The organism is Desulfothermus okinawensis JCM 13304 (assembly GCF_054654515.1).
This window is the reverse complement of the sequence record NZ_BAAIEW010000017.1, coordinates 47,995-64,576: the sequence shown is the minus strand read 5'-3', so window position 1 is coordinate 64,576 and position 16,582 is coordinate 47,995. Positions and strand designations below refer to the sequence as shown.

Below are 16,582 nucleotides of genomic sequence, written 5' to 3'. Positions count from 1 at the left end.
GATGAGCTCCGTAAAGAGGTCGGCCTTGAGTAGCCGATCTAAATCAAAGAAAAAAAGAGAAGCCGTATTTCAGCCTGAATTCAGGGAAGATTTGCGATACTGGGTTGAAACCAATCGTAGAACGGCGGTTCGAATTTTCAAACTAATCGAGGCTGTAATGCGAGATCCGTTTCAGGGAATAGGCAAACCGGAGGCTTTAAAGTTTTTAGGCACGGGCGTTTGGTCACGTCGAATAACACAGGAACATCGATTGGTTTATGTCGTTGGTCATGACAGAATAGATTTTGTGCAGTGTCGCTATCACTACTAACCATTTTAAAGATCCCAATATGTCAGTGCACCAGAGGGCCAATCCGCTGTGCCCTTCGGGGTTGCTACACAGCGGCAAGTGAGTTTGAGCGTTAGCCGCAGACTGACTAGCTACCGTGGAGTTTAGTATGCCAAAAATAGAGCCATTCGAAAAATACAGCGATGCATATGACGAATGGTTTGAAAAAAACCGTGATCTGTATGAGGTCGAGCTGAGAGCCATCCAACAACTTATTCCTTCGCAGGAAGCCAAAGGGGTGGAAATAGGTGTTGGCTCTGGTAAATTCGCCGCACGGCTAGGAATAAAAATCGGCGTTGAACCCTCAGAAAAGATGGCAATTAAAGCGAGAAAGCAGGGTATCAACGTTTATCGCGGCATAGCAGAGGATTTGCCTTTTCCTGGTGACAGGTTTGACTTTGTGCTGATGGTAACCACGATCTGTTTTGTTGATGATGTTATTAAGTCATTTAGGGAAGCGTTCAGGGTATTAAAGCCAAGCGGATGCATCATTGTAGGATTTGCAGACAAAGAAAGCGAACTAGGCAGACAGTATGCGGATAAAAAAGAAAAAAGCAAATTTTACCAATATGCCACTTTTTTCTCTACTCAAGAGGTGCTGAAGTATCTCAAAGAAGTGGGCTTTGAAATCGTAAAAATCAGACAGACTCTAATTCCCGGAGAATTGCCAGGAGCCATTCTGGATGGCTTTGGAAGGGGCGCTTTTATTGTAATCAAGGGCGTGAAATAAGATCGATTAACAATTTGCTGGGGCCTTTGGCCTTGTTTCATACCGGTAAGTGAATCATGAGGTTAGGTGAAAAAACAGAGGGCTGAAGGTGCCATAATGTTCCAATAGAAGACATCAAGCGTTGTTTTCACAGAAAAAGGAGTTACACAGTCATTATTTGTCTAAATTTGACTGAAAACAGAAGAGCCAAAAAAGTGAGACGAATAAAAACTCAAAAGTTTTTTCCAATAGTTCTGGACATTCATTTTTTAAGGTATTATTCGTATTACAAAGAATGCAAAAGGAGACTATAGATGAATGTAACAACCATTAGACTGCCTGAGCAACTAAATCTTAGATTGTCTAGGCTTGCCCAGGCCACAAAAAGGCCAAAAAGTTATTTTATTAGAGAAGCTCTGGAAAGAGTACTTGAGGACCTAGAAGATGCTTATCTAGCTGAAACTGAGTATGAAGAATTTTTAAAAAGCAGAGAAGAAGCTATTTCTTTAGAAGAAATGGAGAAAAAACTTGGCCTGGAAGATTAAGTTTGTTTCAAAGATAGAAAAACAATTAAGAAAAATTCCCGCTCAGGAGGTTCAGAAAATTTTTGACTTCCTAAAACAAGAAGTAGCAAGGGATCCCAGAGCGATAGGTAAACCTCTCAAAGGGCAATTAAGAGAATTTTGGCGATATAGAATAGGAAATTACAGAATAACAACTAAAATTCAAGACGATGAACTAGTTGTTTTAATTATTAAAATAGGACACAGAAAAGATATTTATCTTTTGAGAAAGATACCGTAACATTATCATTATTATATTTGTGTAAATTCGTATCTGGAAATATTCGCAGTTGGAACCCAATCCTTACAGTAGACCTTAATCCTGTTAATGAGCAACAATGTAAAAAGGCTGCTTAATTGAAAAAATGACATGGCTTTTGGCGACATCTTTATTGACAAATTCCGGTATATAGACTGGTTAGAAATAATTGGTTTGAGCCCTTTGTAAGGAGCTTTTATATGATTTTTAAGAAAAATATAGATGCTATAAAAAAACTTACCCTTCGTAACGTGGTTAATGAAGTTGAATATTTCCTGGGAGCGGTTGTGTTGTCTATCCAGAGGAATAAATGTGGAGTCAGGGCAGCAGCACTTACCTATGTGACCACCCTTTCAATAGTCCCATTTCTGGCAATAGCCTTCTCTATTTCAAAGGGTCTGGGATTTCATCATACAGAATTTATACATAACTTTTTGTTAAAGGTCACAGCTGGTAGAGAGGACGTTGTTAACAACATACTTTCTTATATAAATAACACAAATGCTGGAAAATTGGGAAGTATGGGGGTAGTCACTTTACTTGCTGTTGTTGTATCACTAATTGGTACTATTGAAGATACCTTAAACTCAATATTTGAAATCCCCAAAAATCGTACATTAAAGGAAAAAATAACCAGTTATTTTTCCATTACCCTTCTATCGCCAATGCTAATGATTGTTCTGGTTACCTTTTCTTCCTCACTGACCAATATCCCATTTATTAAAAAATTATTGTCTTATTCTTTAATATCTCATGTATATCTTTTGCTCCTAAAAATTGTTCCTTTCTTGGTATTATGGTTTTCTATATTTCTTCTTTTTTATTATATCCCAAATGGAAAAATTGATACAAAAAGTATTCTAGTAGGTTCTTTTTGTTCAACATTTTTGTGGGAAACATCCAGATATATTTTTATTAACTATCAACCATTTAATCCAAAATATAATGCAATATACGGAAGCTTTGCCAAAGTTTTATTGGTTTTACTATGGCTATATTTTTCCTGGTTCATGCTACTAATTGGAGCTGTAATTGCGTATGAATTTAAGTCAATAAAATATGGTAAGTTTAATGTAAAAGAAAGGTTGGGTAGTTTTAATATAGCATTAAAAGAATTTATTTTTTTAAAGATTATATGTTATATGATTGATGTATTTAAAAAAGGTGATGGGGAAGTTTATCTGGAAGATCTGTCTGATGTAACTAGATTGCCATCTTTTATAATTCAGGAATTTATAGAAGCACTTAAAAAATTGGGTTTTGTTGTTGAATTGAAACAGGATAAAAAATCTTTTGCCATAGCTTCAAATATTGAAAAATGTAGGGTGGGAGAGTTTTTGAAGATAATAAGGAGCTATGATGATGTTAATCTACAAAAGATCAAGGGAGTTGATGGTTATAAATCGTATAACCATCTATACTCCCTTGATTTAACCACTCCATTATATGAATTATCTATAACTTAAAAAATCGGGGGTGTTTTAACCATAAAAACGTAAATGCACATATTACAAGTGAATGAGTGATTTTTTCATCCTGGATTAACTTGGGGACCTCATCTGCAGGCATTAACAAAACTTCAATGTCTTCCCTTTCATCTAGGTGTTGAGGATTAGTTTTTTCCACATCTCTTGCCAGGTAGGTATAACATTCATTGTTTAATATAGCTGGATTGGGGTGTACTTTCCCCAAAAATTCTATATTATGAGCTGTGTAGCCAGTTTCCTCTTTGAGTTCTCTTAGAGCTGCGTCCTTGGGTGTGTCTTCTTTCTCCACCATCCCTCCTGGAATCTCCAATGTTACATCCCTGATACCATGCCTGTATTGTTTTATAAAAACTACATTATTATCTCTGGTAATTGGTATGATATTCACCCATGGCCCTGATTCAAGGATATAAAAATCATAGGATTTCCTTGTTCTTGGGGATATGGCAGTATCAATTCTTAAATCAAAGACCTTATATGAGCTGTCTTTTTTTGTTTTTATAAGCTGCCATGGTTTAACTGACATAAATTACCACCTGTATTTTAATCTTCATTTTCAATTATTGTAGCCATTCCCATTCCACCACCCACGCACAAGGTGGCAAGACCTAAGCCAACACTTCTTCTCCTCATTTCATAGAGAAGGGAAACTATTATCCTTGCCCCTGTGCAACCAACTGGATGTCCAAGGCCAATTCCACTTCCATTTACATTTACGATTTCTCTATTAAGCCCAAGATTTTTTTCGCAGGCAAGGTATTGGGCAGCAAAAGCCTCATTTAATTCAATTAGCCCAATATCTGACAGAGAAATGCCAGTCTTTTCCAGGAGCTTTTTAGTTGCTGGCACAGGTCCAAAGCCCATGATTTTGGGATCCACTCCAGCCACCTGAAATCCAATGATCCTGGCAAGCGGTTTTAGGCCCAGTTCCTTTGCCTTTTTTCTACTCATAAGCAGAAGGGCGGCAGCCCCATCATTTAATCCAGAAGAATTTCCTGCTGTAACAGTGCCATCTTTCTTAAAAACAGGTCTTAATTTTTTTAGATCCTCAATCTTAAGCCCATATCTTACGTGTTCGTCTGTATCCAATACATATTTTTTACCTTTTCTTTCAAACTCAACTGGAACAATCTCTTCTTTAAATTTCCCCGATTTAATTGCCTTTTCTGCGTTGTTGTGACTCCTTAAGGCAACTTCGTCCTGTTCTTCACGGGATATATTGTACATTTCAGCCAGGTTTTCTGCTGTCTGACCCATTATCATGGGCTCTCCCAGGATTCTGCTACCTGAATGTAAAAGTTCCCACATTGAATCTGTAAATTCCCCATGCTGCAGTCTCATACCCCATCTTGCTCCATCAACATAGTAATAGGCACTGCTCATGGATTCAACACCACCCCCAATTACAACATCTGCATCGCCATTTTTTATTTTTAGATATCCAAGCTCCGTTGCCTGCATGGCAGATGAGCACTGTCTTTGAATGGTACATGCAGGCACCTCCACAGGAAAGTTGGCCATAAGGGCAGCAGTTCTTGCAGTATTGGCCTCTGCTGGGTGTTGTATACAATCTCCCAGGATAATGTCATCTACTATTTGTTTTTCAATACCTGCCCTTTTTACTACTTCATCCAAAACAATACTTGCCAGTTTAGATGCCCTAAAATTTTTAAATATACCGCCAAATTTGCCAATGGCAGTCCTACATGCAGAAACTATTACCACATCTGAATCTTTTTTCATACACACCTCCTAAAAGATCTTTTGACCAAGCACTATAAGGAGAAGATTTGATAAAAACAAGGGGAAAAGATAAAGTATAGTTTATAAGGAAGGGCGGCGAAACAAGGGGGGGCTTATATTCGCCGTCCTTCTCTATGGAGAGTAGGGGCCTAGCATATTGATTTAGTAGTCATACCTGATCCCAATGTAAAAAGAGCGACCAGGCATGGGGAAACCTTTAACATAGCTATAATCTTTATCCAGAAGATTTTTAATCTCGCCTTTTACTGAAAAGCTACCAAATTTGCCAATTTGTGCCAGCTTTTTCCCAACTGTGAAATTGGCAACAGTAAAGCCACCTTTTTTTATTACAGGAGCAGGCCACCCAGATTCCCAGTCATCCACAAACTGACTTCCATGGTATTCAAAATTCAGATTAGACCAAAAGCCCTTTCTATCTGAGACATATATTCCATAACTGGCACTCATCCTTTCTGTGTATTTTAGATCCTTATCTGTTTCCTCATCCTTTCTCTCCAATAGATAAGTTATGTTTCCATAGGGTTTTATTTGAAAAGGAAGATCAAACATTTTTCCAATATACAAAGCCAGGCTTCCCTCAATCCCCTGAATCTTTGCCTGTCCATGATTTTCGTAAGTTACTACTCCATTTATATAATCTGATTTAGTCTCTATTTTGTCCTTAAAATAAGTGTAAAAATATCCAAAGGATGCATCCAAAAACTCAAATGATGTGTCCACACCACCTTCTGCAGTCCAGCTCCTCTCTGGATCTAGATCTGGATTACCCCTATAATGTGTTCCCCATACATAATAATCTGAAGACAGTTGCTGGGCACTGGGCATTCTATATCCTTGTCCATAGTTTGCCCTTAATTTTATATTGTCAGTAAGTAGATATACTGCTCCTATGGTTGGGCAAAGATGTGTTTTGTCTTTATCCTTACCCTCTCCTTTTTCAATTTCTACCTTATATTTGTCGTATCTGGCTCCACCTGATAAAATAAGGCTATTATCTAGTAACTTTATTTTTGCCAGGACAAACCCTGCAGGATTTTTGTACTTTGTCTCTTTTGGTGAATAAGAGGATTCAATTTTGTAATAAACCCAATCAAAACCAGTGGTAAGAGTGTATTTGTCCAGGTCTAGGGTAATCTGTGCCTGTGCGCCTCTATGCTTTGTGTATTGAATAGACGGGGTACCATCATCCCAACCATCTGGATTACTAAAAATAGGATCCACCCATTTATTTTTATCATACCCTTGAAAGTATCTTACTTTCCAGAAAATGGGCAGAGATGGAAGTGTTCCTTCATATATAAAATCAGCAGAACTAAGTGACTTATCAGAATAATCGTCTAAATCATTTTTACTTAAATATGAAGGAGAACCTGCCCTGTCTGTATCGAATTTTGTATAAATAACCCCAATTCTATTTCCTGGCAAAAACTCATATCCCACATTAAAGGAATAGTCTTCTTTTTTATCATACCCCGTATTCTTATATTTTACATTATCTGCTGTGTCATAATCATCCATCTTACCCCTGCTGTATGCAAATGAATAATCAAAGTTCTTGATTTTTCCAGAAGAGCCCACTGTGCCATCCTGGTAATTAAAGCTACCAAGGGTTCCTTCTAAAAATGCATGGGGTTTTCCTTTTCCCCTTTTTGTTATTACATTTATAACACCACCAATACCTGCTGAGCCATATTGTACTGCCCCTGGTCCCCTGATTATTTCAATTCTCTCAATATTTTTTGTTAAGATCTTTGCAACATTTCCTGTTCCAGCACGGCGTCCATCCAAAAGGATCAGAACATGCCCAAGTAAATCATTTCCATGTGTATCTGTCCTAAAACCCCTGATCCCTACTGACGTGAGAGTACCAGGATACTCCCTAATTGTGCCTATCCCTTTTTCAGCAAGAAGCTCCCCTAAATCTTTAGCAGATGATGCCTCTATCTCTTTTTGTCCAATAACCTCAACATTCATAGGGGTATCTTTTATAGATTCTTTGTATCTACTTGCAGTTACCACCACTGTATCCAGAGAATATTTACCTTGCTGTGCAAATGAATTTTGTGAAACAGTAAAGATTAAAATACCAACAAGAAAAATCCATTTTTTCATTTTTACTTACCTCCTACCCCAAGTTTGCCAAAACCTGGGTAAAATAAATTTTGTTAACCATATAATCTCATTTCTTTGCCAGTAAACTTGATTCCCATGTCCCTTCCAATTTCAACAAATCTGAGAAAAATTCTTTTCATGCCTTTGGTGGTCATCTGCCACCACGCCCTCATTATGTCTTCTTCACTCCCTGGAGAATGGGCAATTTCTATTAAGTCTGCATCCTTAAAAACCTTCTTTAACTCATTTTTTACCTGGTCTAAATCCAATCTCTCTGTGTCTGTCCTTACATAACAAATAACTCCTGTCTTCATAACCATTCCTCCTTTTTCTGGTTTTTAAATAAAAAAATCCCTGAAATCCTAATTAGTTAAGGACTTCAGGGATTTCCCGTTTTTATCCCCAAAGACTTTTGTCTTAAGCCCCTTGCCCCGAAGGAACTTAAAAATCTCATTGTTCAGGCAGGTCTTCTGACTCAAAGGATCATCCTACTCGCTGCGCCTTCCCTCTCCCCGCCACCTTTTTAAGCAAGGACATAGGTGAAGCCAAAAGTTTTTGACCTTCACATACTGCTACTTGCAAATAGCAAGTCCTTCACTTGAAAAGGTGGCGGGGGAAAGTGGCCTTTTGCAACTTTCGTCCCCTTATCACAGCCGCGGGCCGGTTCCGGAATCTCACCGGATTCCCTTTTAAGCTTAAATGGCACCTGAACAATTTTTAATTGCTAATTTTATTTACTGCCTTTTCAAAGATCATGGACAAAAGTTTTAGTCCTTTAATCGCCCTTGGAGCGGGACGATTAAAAAAATCTGAATTTACCACGAACACATTTGAGTATTTAACTGCATCAATCTCTTTATATTTTTCCCAGAGACTTTTCAGTCTATTTAAATTTGAAGCAGAATGGACCATTGAAGTTATTATGATAATATCTGGATTTAGTCCAATTACCTGTTCAACGGATATTCTGGGATAACCATGAAAACTCCCAAAGATGTTTTTACCTCCAGCTATCTTTATCAAATTATCTATTAATGTATTCCTTCCAACTGTCACCATGGGATCTATTCCTATTTGAAAAAAGACCTTTGGTGGATATTTAAACAATTTTCCCTTTTGTGTGATACTATCTACTTCTTTTCTTAATCTGTCCACCGTTGATTTGGCCTTTTTTTCGCATCCTACTAGTTTTCCCAGAACAAGCATGGTGGAAAATAAAGAGTGAATATCCCTTGGATCTACTACAAAGACCTTTATGCCAATATTCCTTAATTTTAAGACTATGTGCCTTGGATTCCCATCTTTAGTTGCCAGAATTAGATCTGGTTTTAGAGATAATATCTTTTCAATGCTTGGATAAATATATGACCCTACCTTTGGTAATCTTTTTACCTCTTGTGGATAATTACTAAACTGTGTTACACCAACTACCCTATCTCCAGCACCAATTGCAAAGAGACACTCTGTTATACTGGGAGCAAGGGATACTATTCTTTTTGGATAAAAGGGTAGTTTTATAGTAGTCCCTGATATATCTTTTATTTGTTCACAATGTCCTGAAATTAACATTAGATTACAATATATTATTATCATTACTATTCCAAAACATCCAAAACACCATCTTATTATCTTCATGCGTATGGATGTACATCAATTGTTGTTGTCAGTCAAGCATTCCATAACACATACAATTAGTTTAGATTACTTTTATTTGTGCTCATATGTTTAATGTTATTAAATTTATCTGATATACCACTTAACATTGAATCAATACATATTCTTATGGGTAGGGGAATAGATTTATCATTAACATAAGATTTAATCTTAATATTATTATTCATTGCTATAGATGATGCTATGTGTTTTGCTAATTTTCTTAACATAGATAAATTATAAATTCTGCCATTTTCATATTGATCTGATAGTATGAGAAATTCATCAAAAACAGATGCATATTCTGGAGTTAAAAGGAGGCCTTCCATTTCTTTGATATACTGATTTTTCTTATATGTTGGAATAATTGGACTTTTATAAATTATATCATATATATTTATATATCTTTCTTTAAGTCTTTTAAATATATTTCTATTGAATATTATCTTGTTTTGTTTTGAAATAGCTTCTGTTACTGCATCATATACAGCCCTTGCAATTAGTTCTCCAAGTTTTGAATGGCCACCTGCATTGTGAAGTACCATTTCACCATCACCCTGAACAACTATTATATTGTCAGTTCCCGTACCTGTGGCCTGGTATTTTAATGGATTATATGAACTCCTTATATCCAGATCATTTAATGCTGCTGTTTTTGCTTCAGTGGCTGTAATAATAGCCCTGGTCATTGCCCTTTTGGTGAGTTTTGCATTGGATAAAATAATCATATTTATTGTACCTGGTTCAAAATAACTACCTACATCTTTTGACATCCTCATTGCATTTGACTCAACCCCGGCTGTGGCAATGACTACTACCTTAAGACTTTTATATTCTTTTGTTGCCACTGCGAGATTGTCCATATTTGCCCCAGTGAACAAAAGAGAGCTATTTTTCTCATCCAGATTTAATGCCTTGTAAATCCTATTTCTGGATTTCTCTAATCCAAGGTAATGTGTGATTCTCCAGCATGGAGGGGGAGTATAGTGATTTCCCACATATGTTATATTTCCCCTTGGCCCTTCTAAAGAAGAAACTATATACATGGGCCTTTTAAATTGAATTAGAAGGGTCTTGTTTATAAAGTCAAATACATATGATTTTATAATTGCAGCCTTTTTTATATAGTCTAAATCTATCTTTAATGACTTTTCTGAAATCTTATGATCTTTGTACTCCCAGTTTTTATCATTTAAAAACTGCTCAGAATAAATATCTGCTGCAAGCCATGAAACAAAATAACCAGTGTGTGCAGATAATCTACATGTAAGGCTACAGGGATATATGAACACTCTATTATTTTTTATTGCAGAAATAGAACTATACTCAGGAGTTTTTTTTATCTTTTCTATTAGTTTTTTATCTCCATAACATCCATATATCACCTGGGGATTAAATTTAATGAATTCATCCTCTGTAACGCTTACCATTTTCCCAGGTCCCTGAAAACGAGGTGGTATACCTCCAGCAAGGGAAATTATCATGTTCTGAAAAGAATCAACACCTGGAGTCATAATTGTATCACGCCCCATTATCCTCATAACCCTGAGTCTTTTTTTGGCAGGTATATGTTTTAACTTTGTCTTTATATGTTTTATCTGTCTTTTTATATCTGCAATTAATTTTTGACCCTTTTCTCTTCTATCAACTATCTTTGACAAAATCTCTATTGTGTTAAATAACGAATCTAGATTATTAGGAGATAAGAGTATAACTTTAATATTATTTTTTTCCAATTGAGACAGATTGTGAGCATTAATCTTAGAAACAAACACTATATCTGGCTTAAGCTCTTCTATCTTTTCTGTTGATGGATATAAAAAACCACCAACAATCTTTGCACCATCTATTATATATCTATCATAATAGGTAATGCCTTTTAAAAGATCCTTTGCTCCAATCTCAGCTAATATTTCTGTTATTGTTGGGCTAACAGATACAATCCTTTTAGGTTTTACAGACAAAATAATTTTTTTATTACTATTATCTGTAAAAGATACATAATATCCCATTGTTATTTTAGGTATAAACATTAAGACCGCTCCCATTAAATAAATTATAAATCTCATCTTATCTCCTGTCTGTTTTATGTCTTGTGATAGTACCAATTGACATCACAAATATAATCATTCCAACAAGCGCCATTAAATACCACTGAACTCCAGAAGAAGATAGCTCACTATCTTCTTTTTTGGTTTCTTCTTTTAATTCAAATCCTTTTATCTTTTTAGCTGTATTTATTTTACCATCTACATTTTTATTTTTCATATCCTTTATTATATTGCCAATTCTTTTTAAAAGCTTTTTTCTCTCCTTTAATTGCTTTTCAATAGTCTTTCCCAGTGCCTTAGAGAGGATGGCCTTAAATTTTTCTACTATTTTAGGGCTAAGCACACCAGGGATGGATACAATATTTACAACCATCTGATTTAGCATAGGGTTGTTACATGTATGGTCACAACAGGCAACACCATTTTTTACAACATTTGTTACATATTCTACTGCTAATTTTTGTATAATCTTTTTATTAGGCTTCCAATATCCTTTTCTAACCGCTTCTAACATCCTTGCTGTTATTGATTGATATGCCCATGGATTTTGTTTTTCAAAAAATTCTTTTATATTTAATTTATAGGAATCTTTCACATATACATTGTATGTTAGTTTCCACTTTACATCATCAACAGCAGATGGGACTGTTACCTGCCATCCCCACATATATTCCACAAATTTACTCATTTCCCTTGCACCTGCATAGCCTTCTTTCATCATTGCCCTGATCCACTCTGGATTTGTATATCTAATTCTAAATTCCTTTCCTATGGTCCTGGATATATCTTCAACAAATGAATTTTTAGGATCAGCACTTCTTGCCACATAGAGTTCAGGGGACTTTCCCTTTAATGTCCTTACAGCAAGCACTGCTCCACCAGCATATTGAAAGAAATCATCATTATCCATGGTTCCATATAGATTTGTAGAAAGGCTATGCACCACCACATCCACATCTTTTAACTGGGTTTTAAATATGTTTTTTAGAGGTTTCCCCCAAAAATCCCTTGAATAGCCATATGAGAGTCTATTTATATACACCTCTGCAATATCAGTTGAATTATCCCACATCCCAGAGTTGCCTGTGAGTTCAGCCACCATTGTACCATATGCAGAAGGTGGCGCACCAAATATTCGTATTCCAGCCAACTTTTCTGCCATGGTTTTCTTTACACCCTTTTTAATTAATTCTACTTCTATTTTTTTTGAATGAGCAGCTATAAAATTCTCAATATCCTTTTGTCGTTGCGCCATTTTCACTGCATCATCTAAAAGCTGAATGATATTTGGAAACATATCTCTAAATAGGCCAGATGGTTGCATAAGCACATCTATACGTGGCCTTTGTAGCACTTTACCTGAAATTGGTATCACCCCTATCACCCTGCCCTTTGAATCCCAAACAGGCTTAATCCCCATATAATATAGGGCTTGAGAAATATTTATCCCTTCATCTCTACATGTTTCCACACTCCATAAGATCACCTCTACTTTTTCTGGATATCTTCCACCATGGTATGTTTTATATTTTTCCAGGGACTCATCCACCAATCTTTTTGCAACCTTATATGCCTCTTTTGAAGGTATTTTGGAGCTGTCAAATGCATACAGATTTCTTCCAGTGGGAAGTGAGTCAGGAGACCTTATGGGGTCATTTCCATGACCTGGCGGGATATACCTACCATTTAGGCCATTAATTAGATTTTTTATCTCAAGTTGAGCGCTTTGTTTAAGCCTACTATAAAAATATTTAATGGGGTCTTTAGAGATATCCTTATAATTTTCAGCAAGTGTTTTTGCAAAATCCCTTGCACCTTTGTCCTGGATTTTTCCGTAAGTGTGCAGACCATAAGGCAGGTATTGCTGTTTTAGATCTATTAGATAATGTTCTATATCCTCTAAAGATTCTTCTGTGATCTTTTTGATCTTAAGATCCCTATCTATCCCTGTTTTCTTTACAAGTCTTTTTATCTCTAAAAGTTTTTCCTCTGTTACCCTGCTATTTTTATTTTTTGCAACTTCATATTCATTTAATTTTTCTTCAAGTTTTAAATATTTATCAAAGAGGTTTCCCTTTTTTATAACTGGAGTTAAATGGGAAAGTATTATTCCCCTGCCCCTTCTCTTTGCCTGTATTGCCTCTCCTATATCGTCCATTACATAAGGATATAATACAGGTATATCTTGAACTAGATAATCCCCATTATCCCAGTAAATGGTTCCAGCCTGCTTCCCTGGCATCCACTCATGGGTACCATGGGTTCCCAAATTGATTATTGCATCTGCCTTAAACTTATTTTTAAGCCATAGATATACTGCTACATATTGATGATGAGGAGGTAGTGTCACATCATGATACATCTTTATTGGATCCTGCCCCCATCCTCTAGATGGCTGGGGCAAGATAATAACATTATCACTTATCTTTACCATTGGAATAATAAAATTTCCCTTATAAACCATTATCTTACTATCTTCAGGAGCTCCCCATTTTTCCATAACTGGGGCTATAAAATTCTCAGGACAATCTTTTATCCATTCTTTGTATTTTGATATTGGTAAAAGTACTACTTTTTTAGAATCTACTAACCTCTGGATTTCTCCTTTTGCATAATTTCCAACATTTCTACCTGACAAAAGCATTGCATTTTTTAAAGTCTCATAGTCTAGTTTAATGTTCTCTCCTATATTGTATCCCTGTTTTCTTAAATTAATTAATATATTGGATAAAGATTTCATAACATTCAAATAACTTGCACCTATATTTTGTTTACCTGGATGATGATTGTAATAAATTATTGCTATTTTTTTATATTTATTTTCTTTTATCTGGAGTCTTCGCATTGCCTTAATCCTGTTTATTAGCCAATCAACTTGATAATCAATTATTTCATCTTGAAAATAATATTTTTGGACAGAACTATTGTATCTCTTTTCTTTGGAACTAATAACTGTGGGTTCAATAATACCACCTAATTCAGGTATGGATATCTGAAAACTAACCTCAAAAGGAGTAAGTCCAGTTTTAGATAATTCCCATTTATTTTTACTTAAATTCAGCAAGGAAATAACATTATAAACAGGGACATTGAGCTCCTTTAGTGTATTTTTGCCATTATCATCTAATGATGCAGAAAATTTATAGGAAATCCCTATAATAAAATCCACTTTATGGGGAAGTAGAAACTTCCTAACTCCCATGTAGGCTGGGAATCCATATACTACCATTACATTTATATTATTTGCCTCAAATTTTTGCACCAATTTTTTGATTAATGTATTATTTACCATAGAGCTATAATATGTAATTGCCACCCAAAAACCATGTTTTTTAAAATGCTTTGAACTTTTATACCATCTTAGATAATCTTCAATATTTGTAAAAAATTTGTCAGAGTAGGGATGAGCAATAAAAATTTTTGGAAGTATTTCAGGCTTTTTATATGATATCTTTACATTTAATTCTTTGTTTAGGACATATTTTAATAAATTTTCAGTGTTAGATGGAGATGGAAACAAAAAATATTTTATTATATTATTATCAAATATTAGTCTTTTTTCAGTAAAATATCCACCATGTTTTCCTCTCAATGAAATTATCTTTTTTTTATTAGATATCATGGAAATTATTTTTTTTGTGGCTGGATACATTATATCTACTAAAAACACATGGTATTTTCTTAAAAAGGATTTATCAATCTTCTTAAAATGTGATACCACCACAAAATCTATGTGTTTTTTTACATATATCTTTGGATATTTTTTATCTATATTATTTATAGCATGTAAAATTGGAGATGAGTAAGGTTCTCCTATTAAAAAAAGTATCTTGGAGTTTTTGGCATAGCAAATATTACTTAATACCACAAAAATAAAGAGTGAGAAAATAATTTTATTGGTTTTCTGGGATATAGATAATTCTACCATCTTTAAGCCTGTATGCTGTGCCAAGTTTTTCCCCTTCTCCCTGACCTATTTTTTTTGTAACCTTATATGCCTTTATAACCTTTCCCTTTTTTGTAATTATCTCCATTTTCACATGGTTATCTTTTTTTATTATGGTTATTTCTGTGTCTTTATTAAAAAAATCTGTTAAATGATAAACGCTTAAAAGAGCTAAAAGAAGACTTACAATAAATACTAGACCAAGATCAAAGAGGTTTGCAACTCCAGATAAGGGATCATCGTCAATATTAGAAAATTGATATCTCCTTGTTTTTAAGAATTTCATTTTAATACAATCCTCATAAAGGCCTCTGTGATTACCTCTATATACATGATATCTTCTTTAATCCATCTTTCCTTGATAATAGAGTAAAAGTAAGCAATAACTCCCAGGGCAAGCCCAACAACTGTTGTGGTAAAGGCAATAATTAAACTTGAAGATAACCGGGTAATGTCCCCTGAGCTAAGTGAACTAAGACCTGTTCCCATTGGAATAAGAGTGCCCATGAGTCCAAGACTTGGACCTATTCTAACTATCATTTTTATTCTGTTTAGTTCTGAAATCATATTTAATTCTGTATGTTGCAATAGATTTTCAACTGTTATATCAAGGAATCCATTTTTATTTTTTATTATATTATTTAATTTAAGCACATAATTTTTCACATTAAAGGTAAATTTATCAAGATATTGATCAGATAATTCTTTTTTACTGTCTATATCATTTAATAATATATCAATATTTAATGATTTTACTTTTCTTTTTCGTTCGACAAATTCAGATAAAAAATTACCTGAAACATACAAAATATAAATACCTAATATTACCAACAAAATCATTACAGGAAGCATCAGGGAAGATGAGATAACATATATAATAGTTTGTAAAATAGAGTTTATATTCATTTTATTAAATTCCTTTTATGAAAATAGCCAAATAATATTATAATAAGTGAGCTTATTATGATATACATATCTTTTAGACTAAATTTATGGCTTAAATTAGAATGCATTGATAGACGATAGATATTAGTGAGTTGTCCAATTTGTGGTGCAAGTAAATAAACCAATAAAAAATATATTCCTATAAAAATAAGTGTATATCCTAGAAAATTTATAAATGATACTTTCCTGTACCATCTAGTTAATATATCCAATAATATAAGGGTAAAAATTTGAATAGCTAAAAATATAAAATAAAAACTAATAAGATATTTGATATTATACTTACCAATAAATTTAAATAAAAAAGATAAAGTTAAGAATATAACTATCATACAAAGGGGACATGGTATTAATAAAAATAAATAGGCCTTTGTATTTTTTATTTCCTTACAAAGTATATTAATCCCCCAATATATCATGCCAAGTGCCATTATTAGATGGATGGACATTCCTGATTTTAAAAATCTTTCAAATAGAGGAAATATACTTGTTATATCAACGTATTTTATAATAAGATAAGATAAATAAAAGATAGAAAAATAGATAGCTACAGTAGTTCCCAGCATTGTATAATAATGCCTCTTGTTATTTTTTATATAATATAACCCCATGGCAGATTTTACCGCGAAAATTGATAGAGTAAATATTATTCCAATCAAAAATGACCTTATAATCATCCTTAAACTTTCCCTGAAAATAAAAAAATCCCTGAAATCCTACCAATTAGGACTTCAGGGATTTCCCGTTTTTATCCCCAAAGACTTA

At 34.3% G+C, this 16,582-nt stretch carries 15 protein-coding genes and 1 riboswitch; of the genes, 5 read left to right on the top strand and 10 right to left on the bottom strand.

The window, feature by feature from the left end; all coding sequences use genetic code 11:
- The first annotated feature begins 1 nt into the window (after position 1).
- The 5 genes from ACYQ0O_RS08030 to ACYQ0O_RS08010 all read left to right on the top strand — a co-directional run bounded on the left by ACYQ0O_RS08030 (position 2) and on the right by ACYQ0O_RS08010 (position 3,325).
- Positions 2 to 310, top strand: coding sequence for a Txe/YoeB family addiction module toxin (locus tag ACYQ0O_RS08030; RefSeq protein ID WP_459891923.1), 309 nt, complete (start codon positions 2 to 4; stop codon positions 308 to 310).
- A 127-nt stretch (positions 311 to 437) separates the two neighbouring features.
- Positions 438 to 1,058 (top strand): class I SAM-dependent methyltransferase, encoded by a 621-nt coding sequence (locus tag ACYQ0O_RS08025; protein WP_459891921.1) that lies wholly within the window; start codon positions 438 to 440, stop codon positions 1,056 to 1,058.
- A gap of 293 nt (positions 1,059 to 1,351) precedes the next feature.
- Positions 1,352 to 1,582 carry a type II toxin-antitoxin system RelB family antitoxin gene (gene relB, locus ACYQ0O_RS08020; RefSeq protein ID WP_459891919.1) on the top strand — a complete coding sequence of 77 codons (231 nt, stop codon included), beginning with the start codon at positions 1,352 to 1,354 and terminating at the stop codon, positions 1,580 to 1,582.
- Complete coding sequence (locus ACYQ0O_RS08015; protein ID WP_459891917.1) at positions 1,566 to 1,841, top strand: type II toxin-antitoxin system RelE family toxin; 276 nt, start codon at positions 1,566 to 1,568, stop codon at positions 1,839 to 1,841. Before relB ends, ACYQ0O_RS08015 begins: the two co-directional genes overlap by 17 nt.
- Positions 1,842 to 2,059: 218 nt before the next feature.
- Complete coding sequence (locus tag ACYQ0O_RS08010; RefSeq protein WP_459891915.1) at positions 2,060 to 3,325, top strand: YihY/virulence factor BrkB family protein; 1,266 nt, start codon at positions 2,060 to 2,062, stop codon at positions 3,323 to 3,325.
- On the opposite strand, the gene ACYQ0O_RS08005 is transcribed toward ACYQ0O_RS08010, so the two are convergent.
- The 10 genes from ACYQ0O_RS08005 to ACYQ0O_RS07960 all read right to left on the bottom strand — a co-directional run bounded on the left by ACYQ0O_RS08005 (position 3,315) and on the right by ACYQ0O_RS07960 (position 16,494).
- Entirely contained in the window at positions 3,315 to 3,872 is a 558-nt protein-coding gene (locus tag ACYQ0O_RS08005; RefSeq protein ID WP_459891913.1) for an NUDIX hydrolase, read from the bottom strand. The two genes, ACYQ0O_RS08010 and ACYQ0O_RS08005, sit on opposite strands and share 11 nt — an antisense overlap.
- 17 nt (positions 3,873 to 3,889) lie before the next feature.
- Positions 3,890 to 5,089, bottom strand: a complete 1,200-nt coding sequence (locus ACYQ0O_RS08000; protein ID WP_459891911.1) for a thiolase family protein — start codon at positions 5,087 to 5,089, stop codon at positions 3,890 to 3,892.
- A gap of 162 nt (positions 5,090 to 5,251) precedes the next feature.
- A complete protein-coding gene (locus ACYQ0O_RS07995; protein ID WP_459891909.1) occupies positions 5,252 to 7,222 on the bottom strand; it encodes a TonB-dependent receptor plug domain-containing protein in 1,971 nt (656 codons plus the stop codon).
- A gap of 53 nt (positions 7,223 to 7,275) precedes the next feature.
- Entirely contained in the window at positions 7,276 to 7,536 is a 261-nt protein-coding gene (locus tag ACYQ0O_RS07990) for a hypothetical protein (RefSeq protein WP_459891907.1), read from the bottom strand.
- A 129-nt stretch (positions 7,537 to 7,665) separates the two neighbouring features.
- Positions 7,666 to 7,947, bottom strand: a riboswitch (cobalamin riboswitch).
- Positions 7,940 to 8,857 (bottom strand): ABC transporter substrate-binding protein, encoded by a 918-nt coding sequence (locus tag ACYQ0O_RS07985; protein ID WP_459891905.1) that lies wholly within the window; start codon positions 8,855 to 8,857, stop codon positions 7,940 to 7,942. It overlaps the preceding riboswitch by 8 nt.
- A 56-nt stretch (positions 8,858 to 8,913) precedes the next feature.
- Positions 8,914 to 10,944: an adenosylcobinamide amidohydrolase gene (locus ACYQ0O_RS07980; protein ID WP_459891903.1), complete on the bottom strand. Its 2,031-nt coding sequence runs from the start codon at positions 10,942 to 10,944 to the stop codon at positions 8,914 to 8,916.
- A gap of 1 nt (position 10,945) precedes the next feature.
- A complete protein-coding gene (locus ACYQ0O_RS07975; protein WP_459891902.1) occupies positions 10,946 to 14,878 on the bottom strand; it encodes a cobaltochelatase subunit CobN in 3,933 nt (1,310 codons plus the stop codon).
- Positions 14,820 to 15,158: a DUF2149 domain-containing protein gene (locus tag ACYQ0O_RS07970; RefSeq protein WP_459891901.1), complete on the bottom strand. Its 339-nt coding sequence runs from the start codon at positions 15,156 to 15,158 to the stop codon at positions 14,820 to 14,822. Before ACYQ0O_RS07970 ends, ACYQ0O_RS07975 begins: the two co-directional genes overlap by 59 nt.
- Entirely contained in the window at positions 15,155 to 15,778 is a 624-nt protein-coding gene (locus ACYQ0O_RS07965; protein ID WP_459891900.1) for a MotA/TolQ/ExbB proton channel family protein, read from the bottom strand. Before ACYQ0O_RS07965 ends, ACYQ0O_RS07970 begins: the two co-directional genes overlap by 4 nt.
- Entirely contained in the window at positions 15,775 to 16,494 is a 720-nt protein-coding gene (locus ACYQ0O_RS07960) for a DUF2162 family putative transporter (protein WP_459891898.1), read from the bottom strand. The genes ACYQ0O_RS07965 and ACYQ0O_RS07960 overlap by 4 nt, the downstream gene beginning before the upstream one ends.
- Between the last annotated feature and the right edge of the window lie 88 nt (positions 16,495 to 16,582).